This window comes from Corynebacterium sp. CCUG 69979, from assembly GCF_024454095.1.
In the GTDB taxonomy this organism is placed as follows: Bacteria; Actinomycetota; Actinomycetes; order Mycobacteriales; family Mycobacteriaceae; genus Corynebacterium; species Corynebacterium genitalium.
Map to the genome: position 1 here is coordinate 23,761 of NZ_JAGPZA010000013.1, position 20,338 is coordinate 44,098.

The window sequence follows — 20,338 nt, forward strand, 5'->3', positions numbered from 1 at the left end:
CGCCCGCCTCCCTCCGGAGGCGCAACAGGTTTTCTCAGCGATCCCTGTTGCGGTTGTCCCAGCCAGTCCGGCCCTATTGGGCGGAGCCAGCCACAACCTGCCAGTTTTTACTGGCCCCTACTACCTAGCGCTTAGGCAGTCTTGCGGCGAGCGGCGTAGGCACCGCCACCGAGAAGCGCCAGACCAGCCAGGATCAAGGCGAGAACACCCATGCCGCCGGTGCCCGGAAGTGTGAACTCAGGGAGCTTCTTGTTCTCAATGTCCTTGGTCACATGGAAGACCTGAGCAGCATCACCTGCACCGTCGACCTGCTTGTTGGAAGTCACATCTTCCGTGGTCAGCTTCAGTGCCTGGTGCTCATCGCTGAGCTGGTAGCCCTTAGGTGCAGTGACCTCGACCAGGCAGTAAGTATCATCGATGCTGGACTTGTTATCGACGAAGTCCGTGACGTGGAGACCGTTGATGACAGCCTTTCCGTTAGCAACTGGGAACTTCTCGAGGACCACCTGTGCATCCTTACGCGCCTCTGGGCCGCACGTCTTTCCAGACGGAATCTTGTAGAGGTCAAACTCTGCCCCATCGAGCAGGTTGCCCTCTTCGTCCTTCTTTACCACCTGGATCGCACCGAAGTAGCTGTTGACCGTGCTCTCCGGAGTTTCAAACTCTTCCGTCTGCTCAGAAGGGTCACCAGTTACAAGCGTCTTACCGGTCGTACGCGCCTCGTTAGTGACTTCGCCGTCCTCAAGGCCGTTACCACCATCTGCAACGATCGGGGCCACATTACCTTCCAGAGTCACAGCAACCTTGCCGCTCTTCGAGAGACTGTTGAGTTTGCTGAGACCCGCAGGAAGGAAAGAGACCGTCAGAGTAGCATCTGCAACCTTCGGAGCTGTTGCCTGGCCAGTTGTGCCGGAGACAACCTCGTAGTCGGTGCCTTCTTCAAGTTTTTGGCCATCGAGAGTCACATTGGTGATCGCGGCGTTGAGAAGCTCCTTGCTGTTGTAGGAGTCCACGACGTTGTACTCGGCGTAAGTACGGTTCTCCGGAAGAACACGCGCGTCAGAGTTGATGGTATAAACGAGCTTCTCGTTCTCACCCTTCACCGGTTGCTTGTCCACGTCGACAACCGTCTTCTCAGTCTTCAGCTTGGAGTTCTTCGGGTAGACGTGGACGTCGCGGTTCCAGCCATCTTCGGCTTCGCTGTCAGCCATCGGAAGGAAAACAACGAACGGCGCCGCCGGAACAAGAGTTTCGTTGCTCTCCTTCAGAGCATCCTCCAGTGCCTGTGAGGACTTCTCCGTGACAAGGTAAACACCTGCCGCCAGACCGTCCCTAGTGGCTAGGCCGTTGGCATCAGTGGTCATCTGGAACGAGTTGCCGTCCTTTTCCGCATTCGCGGCTTCCTGCGGCGTTAGCTTCGACGCGGCTTCAAAACCGGCATTCGTGGTCAGGTCCAAGTCCAGCTTCTGAACCTCGAAAACTGCACCCGCCAGAGGATCACCTGCTCCGGCCAGCTGTTGAGCGTTAGCCGGCTTACCGTTGGTGGTCTCGTTGATCTGAGCCGGGTTGACCAGCTTGTGGATGTTCAGGGTCGCGGTGCCGTTGTTGATCGTTTGCAGGGTCTGCGCCTGCGCCACCGGCGCGAAAACGGTGCCGGCTGAGCCGGAGAATGCCAGGCCAGCCGCAAGGGCAATCGCGGCGGTCTTCTTGGTGAAGGTGTTTGCCATGTGTGTGTCTGCCTTTCAGAGACGTTGGTTATATGCCGTCCAGCAGCAGCCTTGCCGACGGCAGGTAGTGCAGGACGTTTATCGAGCTTGAGCAGGAAAAAGCTCCCGCGCATACTCAAATGCGGAATGGTTCCTGTCGCCCTTGCGGGCATGCGCTCCTCCGAAGAATCGTTTTGGGAGCTAACACACAGCTTTCTCCCTGAATACTTCGAGCGAATACACATGCTATACCCGTTAATTAACGTGTCAACTATCAACGGATCAACTAACCCCGTTTGGACGTAGCCGGAACCCTCTTTGGGGTTAGCCGGTGAACGTGGCCATCAGCGACTACACCTAAGAGCCACAAGGAGGGGGCGCGCTACGATGGTGGACGTAAAACCGATCAAGCACCACCAAGGAGCAACAATGGCTATTGAAGTCACAATCGAGATCCCCAAGGGTTCCCGGAACAAGTACGAGGTCGATCACGAGACCGGCCAGGTTTACCTGGACCGCTACCTGTTCACTCCGATGGCTTACCCGCTCGACTACGGCTTCATCGACCACACCCTCGGAGATGACGGCGACCCGTTGGACGCACTGGTGATCACTCCGGAGCCGGTATTTCCGGGCGTCATCGTCAAGGCTCGCCCACTCGGCGTGTTCAAGATGACCGACGAGGCCGGCGGCGACGACAAGTTGCTCTGCGTGCTTGACGACGTCCGCTACGACAACTTCCAAGACATTACCGACGTTTCCGACTTCCTCAAGGACGAGACCGAGCACTTCTTCGTCCACTACAAGGACCTGGAGCCGAATAAGGACGTCACCGGCTCTGGTTGGGGCGACAAGGCGGAGGCGGAGAAGATCCTCGAGGCAGCCATCGCCAACTACAAGGGCTAAACCTAAAGGCCTAAAGCCGAGAAAGGGCTCAGCCACAGTGGCTGAGCCCTTTCCCTTATCAAGCGCTAGGCGCGAGCTCTACGCCCGGAGTAGAACCCGGCAGATCCCATCATCACCGCGACTAGCACAGCGACCATCGCTTGAGCAGCGTCATTGGAACCGGTCTGCGCGTTGACACCGCGGTCGGTGGTGGGCTTGTCATCTTCGCCCACAACGCGAACGCCCGCTGTTTCCGCAGCCAGCGGGTCAGTGGCCTCGCCCGGGTAATTGGGATCTTCCATTTTTTCGAAGTGTTCCTGGGCTCGCTTTGCCTGCTCAAGAACCTCGTCGGCATTAGCGTTGAGCACTCGCTCAGAAGCTTTACGCTCCGCTGATGTCGGCTCTTCATTCACGCGCTTGGCATCCAGAAGGTAAGTGGACCCGTCCTTGTTCAAGTGCCACTCTTCACCGTCGAGCTCGAGTGTCAGGGGCAGAAGGCCAAGAGTATCGGTGACTGAACGGGACTCTTCGGCCACGGCACCCTGGCCGACGGCGAGTGCCAGTGCGCCTGCCACTAGAACAGGAGCGATAGCGGAGCGGATGGTGGTGCGACGCATAGTTCCTCCAGCTTCTAATTAATTTCTCAGCTACCACATTAACCCCTAATGCCCCCGTGCGCACTATGCGCGCACATTTTCTTCGGACACAACCTCTTGAAGTTGCCACCCCACCACCGCATTACGCGTTGATTGCTGGAACGGATTGTTTGGTTGCACACAGGAGATAGTCAACAGTCGTCCCGGCATTGGCGCGTCGCCCCAGATCTCCGCAGCTTGAGACAGCCCTTCTTTCTCCGGGCTGTGCAGGTCGGTCGCCTGGTATTTCAACCATTTGTCACCCGATTCCTCGGTACGTAGATATAGTGCGTCGCCAGGAGCGATGGTATGACGGTCGGCTCGCACGTCATAGAGTGCGTCGAAGACCGCGGGCACACCGGCCGCCGCGTGTCCGGCGATGACCACAATGTCATCGGCGTTCGTGCCCGGCAGCGAGTAGGGTTTGTCCTCCGCAGTGAACGCACAGGCTTCGGTGAGGGATGCAGGATCGATGGCCCCATCCATGAATCGACAATCGGCTTCCTCAAAATTGGCGTTCAAACCGATGGAGGGAATGGTCATCTCAACAGGTCGCGACACCGGTATATCCTCACCCGCGACCTGGTTTTCCTGAACCACGGACGGTATTTGCGACTGCTCTTGCCACGCTTCCATCTCCCGGTCGTGCTCGCTCGGCACGCAAGCGCGGATGAACGCAACGACAAGGAAGAGGGGGATGAGCACGGCCCCCCAGCGCCGCATTTTGTACACCCACATCGGCTTCGGCGGGTACTTGCGCGGGGGTGCAGCGGGCCGCGGCTGCACCGGCTTGCGCCGGCGGTCGTCGTTACGCTGCCCAGTCATACAGGGAACTTTACATCTACACTGGGCGCATGCAGTCAGTTCAGGTCACCGATGTCCCCAACGACGCACAGCTTATCGACGTCCGCGAGCCCGACGAATTCGCCGACACCCACGCCGCTGGCACCGTCAACCTGCCCCTGTCCAACTTCGCCGTGCTTGCGCAGCAGATCGACACGACCGAGCCAGTCTACGTGATCTGCCGGTCCGGCGGCCGTTCCGTCGAGGCGTCCCAGTACCTTGAGGAGATCCTCGGCGCGGATGTCTACAACGTCCTCGGCGGCACCCAGGCATGGGTCAACGCTGGCCTGCCCACCGAGTAACCCCCCCTCCCCCTTTTGGCGGTTAGCTAGTTTCAGACGACTAGAACGGCGATTTCTGTGCCGAAAAACGAACAATCTAGTCACTTGCAACTAGCTAACCGCCGCCCTGACGCGCAGCAGCCCCGTTAGTCCCCCGCTCCAACGATGGGCGTACCCCACGGATGCTAGATTGGGTACATGCCCGAATCGCTCGACCTTCCTGACGCTTTGCTGCAGTCGCCGTCTTTCCAAATCGAACGCATCCGCCGCGCGACTAAAGACACGGTGGAGACCGAGCTGACCAAGCGCGGCACGACCATGCGCGAGTTTTGGGTTCTCACCTGCACGATGGCGCACGCTGCCAGCCAGACGCAGCTGTCGGAACTTCTCGCGATCGACGCCTCCGACATGGTCCGCCTGATCGATTCGTTGGAAACGCACGGTTGGGTCGCCCGCGAGCGCGACGCCAAGGATCGTCGCCGTCAGATCATCATCCCCACGAAGAAGGGCCGCAAGATCCAGACCGATCTCGCATCACTCGTGGCTTCCGCGGAAGAGCGCGCGCTTGACGACGCTTCCAACAAGCAGCTCAAGCACCTCCGCAAACTCACCAAAGCCATTCTCAATGGGCACGATGCACCTGCCCCCGCTGGAGCAGGTGCCACGACTGAATAGGCCGCTACTCAGGAAGCCGCTACTCGCCTCGGAACTCGGGGGTGCGCTTCTCGGCCACAGCCCGGGCGGCTTCCCGGATGTCCGCCGAATCCCAGGGGGCCTGGCGGGCGGACTCCAACTCGCTCTCACTGAACGGCTCGCCCGAGGAATGCGCGAATTCCATCTTCACGTTCCGCACCGTCAGCGGCGCCTTGCCCGCGCATAGCTCTGCAAGAGCGACGGCGAACTCAGCGGAATCATGGGCCTCGCTCCCCACGCCCCCGCCCGGGAGCTCGAGGCGCGGAAACATCGACGGCCGCACGGCGAAACCGGTGGCCTCGGCATCGGACGCTGACATGGTCGCGCCGGCGAGCAGCATCGCCCGCGCCCATGAGCCGCCCATCTGTAGCTCAAAGGACTTCACCAGGACGTCGTTGACGCCGATCGCCATGTCGGCCACCGGGACCATGAACCGCGCGGTCGGAGCCACGACCCGCAGGTCACACACGGCGGCGAGCATCGCTCCCGCCCCGATCGCGGGGCCGTTCACGTAGGCGATGACGGGGACGGGTGCGCGGCGGATCGCCATGAAGAGCGACTCCATTGCCGGGTAGAACTCCCCGACATCCCCGCCGCTCAGGTCTGCGCCGGAGCAGAAGGCGGAGCCGGCGCCGGTGATGAGGATGGCGCGGGCGTCGATAAGCGAATCGCTCAGCGCGCGCTCGAGTAAGGTGCAGACTTCCGTATTGAGCGCGTTGCGTTTTTCGTCGCGGTCAATGGTGAGTTGCGCGACGCGCGGCACCGGGCGGGAGACGCTAATAGTCACACCTTGAGACTAAAGCCCCCGGCCTGTCCGCACAATGGGAAATTAGTCCCCGATCTGGTCGCGGCCGCGCTTGACGATCAGCGGGTCCGGCTCGCCCACAACATCGTGATCCTTGTTCGTGTACTCAAACTTGGACAGGATGTAGCGCATCGCATTAATGCGTGCGCGCTTCTTGTCGTTGGACTTGATGGTGATCCAGGGGGACTCGTCAGTGTCCGTGTAGCGGAACTGCTCTTCCTTGGCTCGGGTGTAATCGTCCCACTTATCCAGGGAGGCGAGGTCCATCGGCGACAGCTTCCACTGGCGCACCGGATCGACCTGGCGGATGGCGAAGCGGGTGCGCTGCTCCTTCTTCGTCACCGAGAACCAGAACTTGGTCAGGGAAATGCCGGAGCCGAGGATCATGTTCTCCAGCATCGGCACCTCGCGCAGGAACTCGGCGTGCTGCGACTCGGTGCAAAAGCCCATGACGCGCTCAACGCCCGAGCGGTTGTACCAGGAGCGGTCGAAGAAGACGATCTCGCCGCCAGCCGGGAAGTGTTCGATGTAGCGCTGGAAGTACCAGGAGGTGGACTCGCGCGGGCTCGGTTTCTCCAGGGCGACAGTGCGCGCACCACGCGGGTTGAGGTGCTCATTGAAGCGCTTGATGGTGCCGCCCTTACCGGCTGCGTCGCGGCCCTCGAAGATGATGATGTGACGCTGGCCGGTATCCTTCGTCCAGTTCTGCCACTTCAGCAACTCAATCTGCAGAGCACGCTTGACCTTCTCGTACTCGTCCCGGCTCATGCGCTCGTCGTACGGGTAGTTCTCGCGCCAGGTCTCAATCGGGGTACCGTCCGCCTTGAGGAGCACTGGGTCATCTTCGTCAGAATCGTCGACGTAGTAACCCTCGGTCTCCGTCAGGTCGATCATGGGCATGTCATCATCGTTTGCCATGCGGTCGAGTGTAGTCGCGCACGGGCAGGAGCGCTCGGCGTGCAATTCGCTTATCGACGCCCCCACCTCAACCCCAGCGAACCGTGCGGAGCTGTGGAACCGAGGCGCGGATTTATTACAGCACGTTAGTTGATACCTCTATCAGTTCTGCTGCCTGGTTTGGGTGATATTGACATATCTATAAATTCGGTCGCATGAATTTGAGTTTGTTGACACATCTATTAGCCGCCATGCATGAATAGCCTGAGGAGCTGGGTGTCAAAATGCAAAAACCCTGTCGCCGAAGCGACAGGGTTAGTGAATCCCGCCCAAGCGGGAAGGAAGCTACTACGGGAGCAGCTTGAGGAGCTTCTCAGCACCCTCAGCAGCCTTGACGAGCGGCTCCATGAACTCGAAGATCGGCTTCCAGATGGCGCCGAGTGCGGAAGCGAAGTCGGAAGAACCCTTGATGAACTCCATGATATTTCTCCTGTGATGTAGTTAGAGCTGGTGAATGGGGTGAGGTGCCGACGGCTTAGTTGCCGAAGACGGAGGACAGCTGCTTGAAGCCCTCGTTCTCAGAGCTGAAGTAGTCCTTGATCTTCTCGGTCGGGGTCTTGCCGAAGAAGTCGGTCAGGCCGCTGATGACCTTGTCCCAGCCCTTCCAGGTGTCCTGGAAGTTGGACAGGTGGGTGATGATTTCCTTCACGTCCATGTGAAAATCTCCTTGAGTTCACCGGCTGACGCCGGATGAGGTTTCTGGTGTTCAGACACCCCGATCGGGCGTCACAAGAGCAATATTGCCATAGATCTCACAGCCGTCAACCGATGCAATTCATTGCCATGACCAGCACATTATTCCTTAAGCTCGTCTTAAAACATTAACGGTTGGTTAAGTGATGGCGGTTATGTCAAACTACCTGCATATTTTGACGGCCAAAAATTTACTTTTAGGCGAACAACCCCTCAGTCTGTAACGCGTTTTACCAGGCGTTCGATATGCCGAATTCAGCAGGAAAATTCTTTTCCTAAAAGTTTGGACACCCCTATTCCGGGGGTATCTCACAGCTTGATTCCAGCCACACAGGCCCTGGGCCCAACGGGAGCTCACAGTGCAGCGTTGCCGAAACGAGACCTAGGAAACCTGCTGGTTGCACGCAGAATCCCCACCGTCCAGGCTTGCGCCTAGGGGCGGGGATTCAAAGGGACGCGGGAGGGGGCGTCGATAAGCGAGCAAGCTCGCTTACATCATGCCGCCCATGGCCTCCGGGTCCATTGCGGGAGCTGCGGGCTCCGGCTTCTGCGCGACGACAGCCTCTGTGGTGAGGAAGAGACCAGCGATGGACGCAGCGTTCTGCAGCGCGGAACGGGTGACCTTAGCGGGGTCGGCAATGCCGTTGGCCAGCATGTTGACGTACTCACCGGTGGCGGCGTTCAGGCCCTCGCCAGCCGGGAGGTTAGCAACCTTGTCGGCGACAACACCCGGCTCGAGGCCAGCGTTGAGCGCGATCTGCTTCAGCGGGGCGGAGAGGGCTTCGCGGACGATCTTGACGCCGGTAGCCTCGTCACCCTCGAGGCCGAGGTCGCCCTCGAGCTCCTTGGATGCCTGCAGCAGGGCCACGCCACCGCCAGCGACGATGCCCTCCTCAACAGCAGCCTTGGCGTTGCGGACAGCGTCCTCGATGCGCAGCTTGCGCTCCTTGAGCTCGACCTCGGTGGCAGCACCCACCTTGATCACAGCGACACCGCCGGCGAGCTTAGCCAGGCGCTCCTGGAGCTTCTCGCGGTCGTAGTCGGAGTCGGAGTTGTCGATCTCAGCGCGGATCTGCTTCACGCGGCCCTCGATCTGAGCCTGGTCGCCAGCGCCCTGGACGATGGTGGTGTCGTCCTTGGTCACAACGACCTTGCGTGCCTGGCCGAGCAGGGAGATGTCAGCGGTGTCGAGGGACAGGCCGACCTCCTCGGAGATGACCTGGCCGCCAGTGAGGATCGCGATGTCCTGCAGCATTGCTTTACGACGATCGCCGAAGCCCGGCGCCTTCACAGCCACCGACTTGAACGTGCCGCGGATCTTGTTGACCACGAGGGTGGACAGAGCCTCGCCCTCTACATCCTCGGCGATGATCAGCAGCGGCTTGCCGGACTGCATGACCTGCTCCAGAACCTGTAGCAGCTCCTTGACGTTGGAGATCTTGCCGGACACCAGGAGGATGTACGGGTCCTCCAGGACGGCCTCGCCACGCTCCATGTCGGTGGCGAAGTATGCGGAGATGTAGCCCTTGTCGAAGCGCATACCTTCGGTGACCTCGAGGTCCACACCGAACGTGTTGGACTCCTCGACGGTGATGACGGACTCCTTGTTCACGGAGCCGTTGCCGACGGCGTACATCGCCTGGGCGATCTTCTTGCCGATCTCCGGGTCAGACGCGGAAATGCCGGCGGTGTTAGCGATCTCCTCCTCGGTCTCGACTTCCTTTGCGGAGTCGAGCAGGACGGTGGAGACCTTCTCGGTCGCAGCCTGGATGCCGCGCTTGATGCCCATCGGGTTGGAGCCGGCAGCGACGTTGCGCAGCCCCTCACGGACCAGCGCCTGAGCCAGCACGGTTGCGGTGGTGGTGCCGTCGCCAGCGACGTCATCAGTCTTCTTGGCGACTTCCTTGACCAACTCAGCACCGATCTTCTCGTACGGATCCTCGAGCTCGATGTCCTTCGCAATGGTCACGCCGTCATTCGTAATCGCCGGCGCGCCCCAGGACTTCTCCAAGACAACGTTGCGGCCCTTTGGGCCCAGCGTCACTTTCACAGCGTCAGCCAGGGTGTTCAGGCCCTGCTCGAGGCTGCGACGTGCTTCCTCATCGAATGCGATCATCTTTGCCATGTGAGTTTGTTGCTCCTCTTTTTAAGGTGGCTGTTTTTTGCTTTACGACGCCACTCTCACGCCTCAAAGTCCCAACCCGGCGCCCGCGACGGCACGGCTGGCGAGTGCTGCTCGGGCGCGTTGTCTTTAGCCCTCGCAGACCAGCCTCATCCCGGTCGGGATTGACGTTCTTAGCACTCACTTGGCGGGAGTGCTAAAGCCATTTTTAGCAGTCAGGGGTAGGGAGTGCAACGTCGGGGGCCGCGCGTGGAGTGCGCTTTGAGCGAACATGGGTGTCTGGCTATTCCGTGCCTGCTGATGAGCTCCGCTTGGATGGTGCTTGGGTTGCGCCCGAGCTCTGGCCGGCTCAGTAAGAATGCGTATGAATATTTTCGAACAGCCTTGCGCTCTTGGTTTAGGGGTGGGTACAATGGTGGCAACGGTTGATACGCTGCACACAGTATCGAGGGGAGGGGACCATGGCGGGGCGCATCGCACAGCTCGTGAACACTATCGGCGATGCTTTAGCGCAGCTTCGCGACGAGTTCGCCGACCCGTCTCTGCTATCGCTGCATGATGTGGCCGCCGAGATGGAAAAGCTCGAGGAGCACCTTAACGCCAAAGCGCTTATCGACGCTTCATTCGCCTACCTGTGCGACCGTGACAACGCCGGACGACTCGTCGGGGCAGTCCACCCCAACGCCTACCTGACCACCCGACTAGGCCTCTCGGCTGGGGAAGCCTACGACCGGCTCGCCCGCGGACGCGACCTCTTCGCCCCACCAGTGACACCTGAACCTGAACCGGCTGACATCAGTGGTGACGACGACGGTTCCGGTGGTTCAGGGTTTGAGCTCGAGTTCGGCACGGATAATCAGGAAACCGAACACGCTCGCCGTGAGGCTGAAGAGCAAGCCCGCCGCAGCCAGGAAGAAGCACGCACCAAAGCAGCTGGCGTGTCCGCGGAGAAGCAGAACATCATCCGCCGCGAACTCGACAAGCTGCTTGCCCCCGCCCGCGGGGAACGCACCCGCCTCCACGCCCAAGCCATGGATGAAGCCGCCACCCGGGACGTACAAGACCTCCGGATGTTCGTGCGCCGCAACGTCGACGCCGCCAACCGTAAGCACGCCCCACGAAACAACCCGAACGCAGGCTTTGCCAACCGCGCGGTCCACATCGGGCACCGCAAAGCTGACGGCACCCACGAGATCACCATCACCGCCACCGCCGGTGATACCGCACTATTCAAAGCGCACCTGGATAAAGGACTCGCCCCGCACACCAACACCGGTGATGCTCAGCGCGGCACCGATGGCGCCGGCGAAACCGGTGGTGTGGCGGATTACCGCACGCCACCCCAACGCCACTACGACCAATTCACCACCATCCTCAAAGCTTTCGAATCAGGCCAGCAAAAGCTCAGCGGTGGTGCGGCATCTGTCGTCATCGCCATGACAATGGACGATCTTGCCGATACTGACGGCTACGCCGCCGGCGGTGGCCTGTTTGCCACCAACACCGGTATCGACATTGATGTCATCGACATGGCCCGCCTCGGCCTGGGCACCCTGGACACCGCTGATTCAGGCCAGGCGAACTTCATCCTCCAGCTCGACTCCGTCACCGCAGTCCCGCTGTCGATGGGTAAAACCCGCACTGCTTCGATCGGGCAGCGCATCGCGATGCTCGCCGTCCAAGGCGTCTGCTCCTGGACCGGATGCACCAAACCACTGACCGAATGCGAAGCCCACCACATCTTCGCCTGGATCCTCGGTGGCCTGACCACGATGGATAACCTCACCGGATTATGCCGGCAGCACCACAGATGCAACAACGACAACCGCGACGGCACCTGGGGCAAAGGCCACATGGACTACGACCCCGACACCGGACAAGCAGGACTGGTCACACCCGGGGCTACACACATGCAGTTCAACACCACAGACCCCGCCCACCACTGCGCAGCCAACCGCATCCGCCGCAGAAACACCACCACCAACACCGGCACCAGCAGTGGCACCAGTGGGCCCACAACACCCACCCCCAAAACCAGACCCGACCCACCCCTATTCCCACCAAACAACACACCAACCCGCACCCGAAAACAGCCCAGACCGCGAGCACATACCCATGCCCGCGAATAGAGAAGCGCTTCTCCCGATGCCACGCCCAAACCCGCATGCTCCAGCGCCGCGGTTCGCGCAGACGCGCACCGTGGACACAGGCATGCCTGCACCTACTTCTCCTTCTCGGCAACCATTGCGGAAGCCGCACACCGTCGGCACCGCGAGTACGGTCGCGAACATGAACACCGACAACACCACAGCACAGCTCGACCCCAACCGCGACAGGATCTTCAAGGACCTGTCCGGCCTCGTGTCGTTCAATTCCCCGCACTCCACACCGGAACTGGCCGACCAGCACTCCGCCGCCGCGGACTGGGTCACCGCCGCTGTGGCCGAGCATGGATTCGAGGTGGAGCGGCACCCCACCGTCGATAATGCGGACGTCATTATCGGCCGCCGCGCCGGCACCGATGGTGCGCCGACCGTGTTGCTATACACCCACTACGACATCGTTCCGGCCGGCGACCCCGCTGCTTGGACCTCCGACCCCTTCACCCTCACCGCGCGCGACGGCCGCTGGTACGGGCGCGGCGCTTCCGACTGCAAAGGCAACATCGCCATGCACCTAGAAACTCTGCGGATGCTCGAGGCCGCCGGCGGCACCGACGCGAACCTGCTTGTCGTGGTCGAAGGCTCGGAAGAACTCGGCGGCGGTGGCCTGGAGAAGCTGATCGATGAGAAGCCGGACCTTTTCCGCGCCGACGTCATTCTCATCGCCGACTCTGGCAACGTCGCGGTCGGCACGCCCACCCTGACAACCGCCCTGCGCGGCGGCGCTCAGGTACGCGTAACCATGAAGACTCTTGAGGGCGCGATCCACTCCGGCACCTTCGGCGGGGCCGCACCCGACCCAGTGGCAGCGCTGATCCGGACGTTGGATTCGCTTCGCGACGAGCACGGCCGGACCGTCATCGACGGCGTCGACTGCACCCAGACATGGGAGGGTGAACCATACACCGCCGAGACCTTCCGCAAAGACGGCGGCGTCCTCGACGGCGTGGACCTGATGGGCGACGCCGAGGCCGGCGAACAGCCTTCCGACCTCGTGTGGGCCCGCCCCGCCGTGAGCGTCACCGGCTTCACCTCCACCCCGGTGGACCAAGCTGTGAATGCGATCGTCCCCCAAGCACAGGCGCAGCTCAACCTGCGCGTGCCCGCGACGATGGATCCGGCGGAAGCCGCCGAGGCCCTGAAACAGCACCTGATCGACCACACTCCGTGGGGCGCGCATGTGGAGGTGGAGATCTTCGACATCAACCACGGCTTCGCCACCGACCCGGACCGCCCGGCCATCGGACTGCTCGGCAAGTGCCTCCGCGAGGCCTACGCCGAGGACGACCCCGCCGTCGAGCTGGCCGTCGTCGCCTCCGGCGGGTCAATCCCACTGACCGCGACGTTGCAGAAGCACTTCCCCGACGCCGCCATCGCCATGTTCGGCGTGGAAGACAACGCAGCCGGCATCCACTCCGTGGACGAATCGGTGCACCCGTACGAAATCGAGCGGGTCGCCGTGGCTGAGGCGCTCTTCCTCCAGCGGGTCTCACAGCTATAACTCGCCCGAAACCACGCCACCCATCCCGCCCCACGGAACATTCTCGGGCCTTTTTTGCGAGAGCTTTACCCGAGAACCGAGACCGCAGAAACAGGGGTTGAGATGGGAGAACGGCAGACGGGGGCGTCGACAAGCGAGTGGCGCGCGGATATGAATCGGCGAAATGTGTTGCGCGTCACGTGAAGCTCGCTTAAAGTGACTGTCATGCACAAGCGCATTCTTCTACTAGCGGTACTACGGGCCACGGACCCCGACGCGGAGTAACCGACTCCACGCGGCACGGGTGAGTGGTCGTTAGCCAACCAGTACAAGCGAGTCGGTACTCCTCCCCCACACAACACCGCGAAATGTAGAAGGACTCGACATGTCGAACACGACCGCCTTTGCCACCCAGACTCAGACCCAGCAGACCCGCACCGAGGAACTCGATCCGTTCCAGCTGCGCTTCGAATCCCCCCGCCGTCTCCCGCGCGAACTGCGTGAGGAAGCCATGGGCATGAGCTGGTCGCTGTTCACCGCCACTTACGCGCCGACCCCGACGCTGCGGATCTCCGACATCCACACGGATAAGGCGAACTGGTGCTACAACAGCTACTCCGCTGACGTCACCAAGACCTCCAAGACGTTCCCGCCGCAGACGACCCACCACGAGGTCACCGCCTCCGGCCCGGCCCACGCGTTCGCTGCGATGCTGGCGACCGAAGGCCGCTACATCGAGATCCTCGAATTCCACCAGATCGAGCTGTACGAGGCAACGTTCACCGCGATCAAGGTCGCCCACCAGATCAACGAGCGCAACACCGCGTGGGCCATCGGCTTCGGCCCCACCTCCGAGGCTTCCATCGCCGCCGCCATGTCCTCTGGCGCCCAGCGCATCTACGGCTAACCCGCGGTTCTGCGGCTAACTCCGAATCTACGGCTAACCCCGATATCCTCGAATCCACGTCGAACCCCCGGATTACGGCCGCGGCAATAAACCGGTAAAGTAAATCCCGTTGGCCGCGCCAGCGATGACGCGCCTTTTTGATTTGGTCTCATTATTTCCCAAGTTGAGCTGGGTGTTTCTGTCCTGTCAGCGCGCCGGAAAAACGTGCGAAAACTAGATTCGAATCTTGGGAGGCCCTGTGATCACGCTGCTCTTCGCCCTCGTCGCAGCCACCGCGGCCGCCCCGTTTTTGCTTCGCGCGTTCGGCCGCCCCGCCTTCGGCATCCTGGCCCTGGTTCCCGGGGCCGGTTTCGCGTGGATGGTGTACCAGTTCGCCGACGGCACCTTCAAAGATGGCGGCGAGATCCTGGCCAGCTACCCGTGGATGCCCGGGCTGTATCTCAACCTGGAGTTCCGGCTCGATGCCCTCGCGGGCCTGTTCTCGCTGATCATCCTCGGCGCGGGTGCCCTTGTGCTGCTGTACTGCTGGGGGTACTTCGACACGAACCCGATCCGCCTGAGCATCTTCGGCTCCCAGCTGACTATGTTCGCCATGGCGATGTACGGCTTGGTCATCTCCGACAACTTCCTGGTCATGTACATCTTCTGGGAGATCACGTCGGTGCTGTCGTTCCTGTTGGTCTCCTACTACGGTGAGCGCGCGTCGTCACGCCGCGCCGCCAACCAGGCGCTACTGGTCACCACCTTCGGCGGCCTGGCCATGCTGCTGGGCATCGTCCTCTTCGGCACCCAGACCGGCATTTGGCGGCTGTCCGAAATCCCCGCCCGCACCGAGCTGGCGGACGTCCCGTGGATTTCCGCCGTCGTGGTGCTGCTGCTCCTTGGCGCCCTGACCAAGTCCGCCCAGGCCCCGTTCCACTTCTGGCTGCCCGGCGCGATGGCCGCCCCGACACCGGTCTCGGCCTACTTGCACTCCGCAGCCATGGTGAAGGCTGGCGTCTACCTCATCGCCCGCCTCGCGCCCGACTTTGCACCCATCCCGGCCTGGCATGTCGTGGTCATCCCGGCCGGCATCTTCACCATGCTCCTCGGCGGCTGGATGGCTCTGAAACAGGTCGACCTGAAACTCATCCTCGCCTACGGCACCGTCTCGCAGCTGGGATTCATGATCGCCGTCATCGGCATCGGCTCCCCCTCCGCCACGATGGCTGGCCTGACCTTGGTGTTCAGCCACTCGCTGTTCAAAGCCGCCCTGTTCATGATCGTCGGCGCCATCGACCACACCACCGGCACCCGCGACATCCGCGAACTGTCCGGCCTGGGCCGCCGCGAACCACTGGTCGCCATCCTGGCCACCATCTCCGCTGCGTCGATGGCGGGCATTCCGCCGCTGTGGGGCTTCGTCGCCAAAGAAGCCGCCCTCGAAGCGACCCTGCACGAGGAACTGCTGGTCGGCATGCCGCGCAACATGATGCTCGTGGCATTCGTGGTCGGCTCCATCCTCACCATGGCGTACTCGCTGTACTTCTTGTGGGGCGCCTTCGCCCGCAAGAAAGAGCACGAGCTCAGCGAGGACACAGAGCTTATCGACGGCTCCACCCCCGCCGTCCGCGACCGCGACCCCATCCAATTCCTCCAGTGGTTGTCTCCTGCGGTCCTGACTGTCCTGACCGTCATCTTCGGACCGTTCCCGGGCCCGCTGTCGGACGCGTTCAACCAGCACCTGGACGTGCGCTTCCCCGGCGACCCCGGTGAAGACCTGAAGTTGTGGCACGGCATCACGGTGCCACTCATGCTCACGATCGTCATTGTGCTGGTGGGCACGATCATGTTCCTGCAGCGTCAGCTGGTCGCCCGCGCCCAGTTCGACCGCCCGGCGCTGGGCGACGCAGATGCTCTCTGGGACAACATGCTCAAGGCGTTGCGCCAGGCGTCGCTACGCTTGACCGCCTCCACGCAGCGCGGATCGTTGACCATCAACCTGGCCACGATCTTCGCTGTGCTCATGGTCGTGCCCATCGGCACGCTGATCATCGGCGGCGCCAACGACATCCGCATGATCCTGTGGGATTCCCCCTGGCAAGGCATGGCCGCGATCATTCTGATGATCTGCGCTGTCGCCGCGACCCGCGCCCGGAACCGTTTGTCCATCGTGATCTTGGTGGGCATGACGGGCTACGCCCTGGCGTTCATGTTCGCTCTGCACGGCGCGCCGGACCTGGCGCTGACGCAGGTGCTTGTGGAGACGATCGTCATGGTCGTGTTCATGCTCGTCCTGCGCAAGCTGCCCACCGACGTCGATGTCCGCAAGGACTTGGACAACCGCCTGCGCGCCTGGCTGTCCGTCGGCACCGGCCTGTCCGTCGTGGTCGTGGCCATGGTGGCCATGTCCGCCCGCACCGCCACGCCGATCTCCGAGTTCATGCCCGACCTCGCCTTTGAGATCGGCCACGGCCGCAACACCGTGAACGTGCTGCTGGTGGACCTGCGCGCCGCCGATACCCTCGGTGAGATCAGCGTCCTGGTCATCGCCGCGACCGGCGTGGCCTCCCTGATCTACCGCACCCAGTCCTTCCAGCGCAGCTCGCGCCGCCCGACGCTGAGTTCCCGGCAACCGCGCTGGCTGGCCTCCGGCGTGGACACGGAGAAGTCGCAGAACCGCTCGATCATGGTGGACGTGGTCACCCGCATCCTCTTCCCGTCGATGATCCTGCTGTCGGCGTACTTCTTCTTCTCCGGCCACAACGCGCCCGGCGGCGGCTTCGCCGGCGGCCTTGTCGCTGGCCTCGCCTTCACGCTGCGCTACCTCGCCGGCGGCCGCGAGGAACTCGAAGAGGCCCTGCCGGTCGACCCGGCAAAGATCCTCGGCACCGGCCTGCTGCTCTCCGGCGCCGCGGCGATCATCCCGATGTTCATGGGCTACCCGCCACTGACCTCCGGCTACATCGAGCCGGAGCTGCCGCTCGTCGGCCCGGTCACCATCCCCAGCGCCCTGCTTTTCGACGCCGGCGTGTACGCCATCGTCATCGGCCTGGCCATGCACATCCTGCATTCCCTGGGCGGCCAGCTCGACCTCGAGGAGGACGAGCGCAAGGAGCGCGCCCGCGACCGTGCCCGCGCCCTGCAGCGCAAGAACGAACGGCGGCGTGCTGCCCGCGAGGAAACCCTCGCCCAGCGCGAACGAGAACGGGAAGCCGAGAAACAAAAGAAGGCCGAGACATCTCGTGGGGGCGGCGCGGAGCGCAGCGAGGGCCGGCCCCACGCGTCGATAAGCGGAAAGGAGCTGTAGGTGGAAGCGAACCTATTTTTGCTCATGGCGTCTGGCGTGATGATCGCGTGCGGCGTGTACCTCATGCTGGACCGCGCGATGACGCGCATGCTGCTCGGCGTGATGCTCATCGGCAACGGCGCGAACCTGCTGCTGCTGCAATCCGGCGGACAGGCGGGGTCGCCGCCGATCAAGGAGCGTGAATCCTTCATTTTCGGCGATGTGATTGCGGATCCGTTGGCGCAGGCGATGATTCTCACCGCGATTGTGATTTCGATGGCGATGACATCCTTCATCCTCGCGCTGCTGTACAGGCAGTACCGCTACCGCACCGACGACGTGATTGAGCACGACGCCGAGGACCAGGCGATTGCCGCGCGCCCCGCGACGCCGTCTGCCGCGCCGGACGCTGACGCTTCCGACGACCCCGAAACCGGCCGCCTGTCCCGCGGCGGCGACGCCTTCGGCCCCCGCTCCTTCGAGGAACCCGTGAAGGAGGCGCAAGATGGGCGCTAACGTCGACCACACGTGGTACACGTCCTATGTGGACTGGCTGATGCCATACATGCCGTACATCATCCCGCTGCCGGTGCTCATCCCGGCGCTGGCCGCGGCGCTGATTCTCTTGGCCGGAAAGCACCGCGTGCTGCAGCGCAACATCGCGTTCTTCACGTTCCTGGTGCTCGCCGTCATCGCGGCGTCGATGATTCTGGTAGCCGACATCGAAGGCATCCAGACCGTGCAGCTAGGCGGCTGGGACGCGCCGATCGGCATCACCTTCGTCGCCGACCGTCTTTCCGGCATCATGCTGTTCGTCTCGGCGATCGTGCTGTTCTGCGTGATGTGGTTCGCCATCTCGCAAGGTATTCGTGACGGCAACGAGAACGACCCCGTGGAAGTCTTCCTGCCCATCTACATGCTGCTGTCCATGGGCGTGAACCTCTCGTTCCTGGCAGGCGACCTGTTCAACCTCTATGTCGGCTTCGAAATCTTCCTCGTCGCGTCCTACGTCCTGCTCACCATGGGCGCGTCCCCGCTGCGTGTCCGCGCCGGCATCGGTTATGTCATGGTGTCCATGGCGTCATCGATGGTCTTCTTGTTCGCGCTCGGCCTGGTCTACGCGTCCGTGGGCACGATCAACATGGCGCAAGCAGGCATCCGCCTCGAGGAGCTTAACGACGGCACCCGCGCCGCCATCTTCGCCACCCTGCTCGTCGCCTTCGGCATCAAGGCCGCGATCTTCCCCCTCGACGCCTGGCTGCCCGACTCCTACCCCACCGCCGCATCCCTGGTTACCGCCGTCTTCGCCGGACTTTTGACCAAGGTGGGCGTGTACTCCATCATCCGCGTGCGCGTGACCATGTTCACCGACGGATCGCTGGACACCCTTCTCATGGTCGTCGCGCTGGCCACGATGATTGTCGGTGTCATGGGTGCCCTGGCCCAGAACGACATCAAACGCCTCTTGTCGTTCACCCTGGTCAGCCACATCGGCTACATGATCTTCGGTGTCGCCCTGGGCTCCCAGCACGGTCTCAACGGCGCGATCTTCTACGCGGTCCACCACATTCTGGTGCAGACCTCGCTGTTCCTCGTGGTCAGCCTGATCGAGCGCCAGGTCGGCTCCTCGCAGCTGCGCCGCCTCGGCTCGCTGCTCTACACCGCACCGTTCATCGCGATTCTGTACTTCATCCCGGCGCTGAACCTGGGTGGCATCCCGCCGTTTTCCGGCTTCCTGGGGAAAGTCATGCTGCTCCAGGCCGGCGCCGAAGACGGCACGTGGCTGTCGTGGGTGCTCATCGTCGGCGCCGTGGTGACATCGCTGCTCACCCTGTACGCCATGATGATCGTCTGGTCGAAGGCGTTCCTGCGCGACCGCTCCGACGCCCCCGAAGGCAACGTGACCAGCGTGCGCGTGAGCCCGCTGGCTGACATTCACGACACCGTCGACGCCTCCGAACGTTCCGACGTCGGCCGCGTCCCGTTTGGCATGATGGCCTCCACCACCACACTCATCGCCGCATCTGTGGGCATCACGGTGCTCGCCGGCCCAATCTCCGCCATCACCGGCCGCGCCGCCGACTCCGCGATGGACCAATCCATCTACCGCACCGCTGTGCTCGGCGACGACTGGTCGAATCCCTCGCGCACCCTTGACCAAGACCGGCTTGACGACGGCTCCGACACCATCGACCAGCGGCGCCACGACATCCGCACCCCCGACGCTGGGGTCTCCACCGAGCCTGTTCCCTCGCCGGCCGACACGGGTGCACGGGCTGATAACGGCGGCACCAACGCCTCGTTTGAACAGGAAAAGGCCACCGGCGGGGTGCGCCCCGAGCGTGAAAAATCTTCCGTCGTCGGGGAGGCAGAGGACTAATGATGCAAAGATTCCGCAGCCGCTTCCGTCCCTGGTTCATCGTCTGGCTGACCCTCACGTGGATCCTGCTCATGGGTGAACTGAGCTGGGGCAACGTCGTCGCCGGCCTCGCTTTAGGCATCCTGATCACCGTGCTGCTGCCCCTGCCGCCGCTGCCCACCGGCGGCATCAGCATCGACTTCTGGGAGCTGAGCAAGTTCGGTATCCGCTGGGTCGGCCAGCTCTTCACCGCCGCCATCCAGGTGTCGTGGCTCGCCATCCGGCCCGCTGACCCGCCGAAGAGCGGCATTTTCAAGGTGCCCATGCGCCTGGGGTCGGAGCTGCAACTCTACTTCGCCACTTGCGCCTACAACCTCCAGCCCGGCGGCTGCGTCACCGATATCGACCTGGCCAACCGCATCTGGACCATCCACGTGCTCAACGCCGGATCCCAGCAAGCAATCGACAAGGCCCTCCATGACGTCAAGGAGCTGGAGGCCTCTATGATCGCCATCTTCGAGAAGAGAAAGGCCCACTGATCC

At 62.4% G+C, this 20,338-nt stretch carries 18 protein-coding genes; 10 read left to right on the plus strand and 8 right to left on the minus strand.

Features of this window, described 5'->3' with window-relative positions:
- Positions 1 to 131: 131 nt before the first annotated feature.
- Positions 132 to 1,727 carry a SpaH/EbpB family LPXTG-anchored major pilin gene (locus KBX18_RS08300; RefSeq protein WP_255995607.1) on the minus strand — a complete coding sequence of 532 codons (1,596 nt, stop codon included), beginning with the start codon at positions 1,725 to 1,727 and terminating at the stop codon, positions 132 to 134.
- Between the two features lie 408 nt (positions 1,728 to 2,135).
- Between KBX18_RS08300 and KBX18_RS08305 the strand changes: the two genes are divergently transcribed.
- Entirely contained in the window at positions 2,136 to 2,612 is a 477-nt protein-coding gene (locus KBX18_RS08305; RefSeq protein ID WP_255995608.1) for an inorganic diphosphatase, read from the plus strand.
- Positions 2,613 to 2,677: 65 nt separating this feature from the next.
- Here KBX18_RS08305 and KBX18_RS08310 read toward each other — a convergent pair whose 3' ends face one another.
- The gene (locus KBX18_RS08310; protein ID WP_255995609.1) at positions 2,678 to 3,208 is read right to left on the minus strand and encodes a hypothetical protein; all 531 of its coding nucleotides are present in this window, start codon (positions 3,206 to 3,208) and stop codon (positions 2,678 to 2,680) included.
- Positions 3,209 to 3,271: 63 nt separating this feature from the next.
- The gene (locus KBX18_RS08315) at positions 3,272 to 4,051 is read right to left on the minus strand and encodes a hypothetical protein (protein WP_255995610.1); all 780 of its coding nucleotides are present in this window, start codon (positions 4,049 to 4,051) and stop codon (positions 3,272 to 3,274) included.
- A gap of 29 nt (positions 4,052 to 4,080) precedes the next feature.
- Between KBX18_RS08315 and KBX18_RS08320 the strand changes: the two genes are divergently transcribed.
- A complete protein-coding gene (locus KBX18_RS08320; RefSeq protein ID WP_255995611.1) occupies positions 4,081 to 4,371 on the plus strand; it encodes a rhodanese-like domain-containing protein in 291 nt (96 codons plus the stop codon).
- A gap of 177 nt (positions 4,372 to 4,548) precedes the next feature.
- Positions 4,549 to 5,025, plus strand: a complete 477-nt coding sequence (locus tag KBX18_RS08325; protein ID WP_255995612.1) for a MarR family winged helix-turn-helix transcriptional regulator — start codon at positions 4,549 to 4,551, stop codon at positions 5,023 to 5,025.
- A 19-nt stretch (positions 5,026 to 5,044) separates the two neighbouring features.
- Here KBX18_RS08325 and KBX18_RS08330 read toward each other — a convergent pair whose 3' ends face one another.
- The 5 genes from KBX18_RS08330 to groL all read right to left on the minus strand — a co-directional run bounded on the left by KBX18_RS08330 (position 5,045) and on the right by groL (position 9,623).
- Entirely contained in the window at positions 5,045 to 5,830 is a 786-nt protein-coding gene (locus tag KBX18_RS08330; RefSeq protein WP_255995613.1) for an enoyl-CoA hydratase-related protein, read from the minus strand.
- 42 nt (positions 5,831 to 5,872) lie between these two features.
- A complete protein-coding gene (gene ppk2 / locus KBX18_RS08335) occupies positions 5,873 to 6,766 on the minus strand; it encodes a polyphosphate kinase 2 (RefSeq protein WP_255995614.1) in 894 nt (297 codons plus the stop codon).
- 327 nt (positions 6,767 to 7,093) lie between these two features.
- On the minus strand, positions 7,094 to 7,225 hold the full coding sequence (locus tag KBX18_RS08340; protein ID WP_255995615.1) for a hypothetical protein: 132 nt from the start codon (positions 7,223 to 7,225) through the stop codon (positions 7,094 to 7,096).
- A gap of 55 nt (positions 7,226 to 7,280) precedes the next feature.
- Complete coding sequence (locus KBX18_RS08345) at positions 7,281 to 7,460, minus strand: hypothetical protein (protein WP_255995616.1); 180 nt, start codon at positions 7,458 to 7,460, stop codon at positions 7,281 to 7,283.
- A gap of 528 nt (positions 7,461 to 7,988) precedes the next feature.
- Positions 7,989 to 9,623 (minus strand): chaperonin GroEL, encoded by a 1,635-nt coding sequence (gene groL, locus KBX18_RS08350; protein ID WP_255995617.1) that lies wholly within the window; start codon positions 9,621 to 9,623, stop codon positions 7,989 to 7,991.
- A 458-nt stretch (positions 9,624 to 10,081) separates the two neighbouring features.
- On the opposite strand from groL, the gene KBX18_RS08355 reads away from it, so the two are divergent.
- The 7 genes from KBX18_RS08355 (at position 10,082) to KBX18_RS08385 (ending at position 20,335) form a co-directional block, all read left to right on the plus strand.
- A complete protein-coding gene (locus KBX18_RS08355) occupies positions 10,082 to 11,749 on the plus strand; it encodes an HNH endonuclease (RefSeq protein WP_255995618.1) in 1,668 nt (555 codons plus the stop codon).
- Positions 11,750 to 11,909: 160 nt separating this feature from the next.
- Positions 11,910 to 13,283, plus strand: coding sequence for a M20/M25/M40 family metallo-hydrolase (locus KBX18_RS08360; protein ID WP_255995619.1), 1,374 nt, complete (start codon positions 11,910 to 11,912; stop codon positions 13,281 to 13,283).
- Positions 13,284 to 13,647: 364 nt separating this feature from the next.
- On the plus strand, positions 13,648 to 14,169 hold the full coding sequence (locus tag KBX18_RS08365) for an acetyl-CoA acetyltransferase (protein ID WP_255995620.1): 522 nt from the start codon (positions 13,648 to 13,650) through the stop codon (positions 14,167 to 14,169).
- A 238-nt stretch (positions 14,170 to 14,407) separates the two neighbouring features.
- Positions 14,408 to 17,458 (plus strand): Na+/H+ antiporter subunit A, encoded by a 3,051-nt coding sequence (locus tag KBX18_RS08370; RefSeq protein ID WP_255995621.1) that lies wholly within the window; start codon positions 14,408 to 14,410, stop codon positions 17,456 to 17,458.
- Positions 17,459 to 17,953 carry a Na(+)/H(+) antiporter subunit C gene (locus KBX18_RS08375; protein ID WP_255995622.1) on the plus strand — a complete coding sequence of 165 codons (495 nt, stop codon included), beginning with the start codon at positions 17,459 to 17,461 and terminating at the stop codon, positions 17,951 to 17,953.
- Positions 17,943 to 19,817 carry a Na+/H+ antiporter subunit D gene (locus tag KBX18_RS08380; protein ID WP_255995623.1) on the plus strand — a complete coding sequence of 625 codons (1,875 nt, stop codon included), beginning with the start codon at positions 17,943 to 17,945 and terminating at the stop codon, positions 19,815 to 19,817. Before KBX18_RS08375 ends, KBX18_RS08380 begins: the two co-directional genes overlap by 11 nt.
- Entirely contained in the window at positions 19,817 to 20,335 is a 519-nt protein-coding gene (locus tag KBX18_RS08385; protein WP_255995624.1) for a Na+/H+ antiporter subunit E, read from the plus strand. Before KBX18_RS08380 ends, KBX18_RS08385 begins: the two co-directional genes overlap by 1 nt.
- Positions 20,336 to 20,338 lie beyond the last annotated feature (3 nt).

What these genes read in the sequence shown, in the direction of transcription:
- KBX18_RS08300 (WP_255995607.1), bottom strand. Translation starts at nt 1,727, where the DNA reads ATGGCAAACACCTTCACCAAGAAGACCGCCGCGATTGCCCTTGCGGCT.
- KBX18_RS08305 (WP_255995608.1), top strand. Translation starts at nt 2,136, where the DNA reads ATGGCTATTGAAGTCACAATCGAGATCCCCAAGGGTTCCCGGAACAAG.
- KBX18_RS08310 (WP_255995609.1), bottom strand. Translation starts at nt 3,208, where the DNA reads ATGCGTCGCACCACCATCCGCTCCGCTATCGCTCCTGTTCTAGTGGCA.
- KBX18_RS08315 (WP_255995610.1), bottom strand. Translation starts at nt 4,051, where the DNA reads ATGACTGGGCAGCGTAACGACGACCGCCGGCGCAAGCCGGTGCAGCCG.
- KBX18_RS08320 (WP_255995611.1), top strand. Translation starts at nt 4,081, where the DNA reads ATGCAGTCAGTTCAGGTCACCGATGTCCCCAACGACGCACAGCTTATC.
- KBX18_RS08325 (WP_255995612.1), top strand. Translation starts at nt 4,549, where the DNA reads ATGCCCGAATCGCTCGACCTTCCTGACGCTTTGCTGCAGTCGCCGTCT.
- ppk2 (WP_255995614.1), bottom strand. Translation starts at nt 6,766, where the DNA reads ATGGCAAACGATGATGACATGCCCATGATCGACCTGACGGAGACCGAG.
- KBX18_RS08340 (WP_255995615.1), bottom strand. Translation starts at nt 7,225, where the DNA reads ATGGAGTTCATCAAGGGTTCTTCCGACTTCGCTTCCGCACTCGGCGCC.
- KBX18_RS08345 (WP_255995616.1), bottom strand. Translation starts at nt 7,460, where the DNA reads ATGGACGTGAAGGAAATCATCACCCACCTGTCCAACTTCCAGGACACC.
- groL (WP_255995617.1), bottom strand. Translation starts at nt 9,623, where the DNA reads ATGGCAAAGATGATCGCATTCGATGAGGAAGCACGTCGCAGCCTCGAG.
- KBX18_RS08355 (WP_255995618.1), top strand. Translation starts at nt 10,082, where the DNA reads ATGGCGGGGCGCATCGCACAGCTCGTGAACACTATCGGCGATGCTTTA.
- KBX18_RS08360 (WP_255995619.1), top strand. Translation starts at nt 11,910, where the DNA reads ATGAACACCGACAACACCACAGCACAGCTCGACCCCAACCGCGACAGG.
- KBX18_RS08365 (WP_255995620.1), top strand. Translation starts at nt 13,648, where the DNA reads ATGTCGAACACGACCGCCTTTGCCACCCAGACTCAGACCCAGCAGACC.
- KBX18_RS08380 (WP_255995623.1), top strand. Translation starts at nt 17,943, where the DNA reads ATGGGCGCTAACGTCGACCACACGTGGTACACGTCCTATGTGGACTGG.
- KBX18_RS08385 (WP_255995624.1), top strand. Translation starts at nt 19,817, where the DNA reads ATGATGCAAAGATTCCGCAGCCGCTTCCGTCCCTGGTTCATCGTCTGG.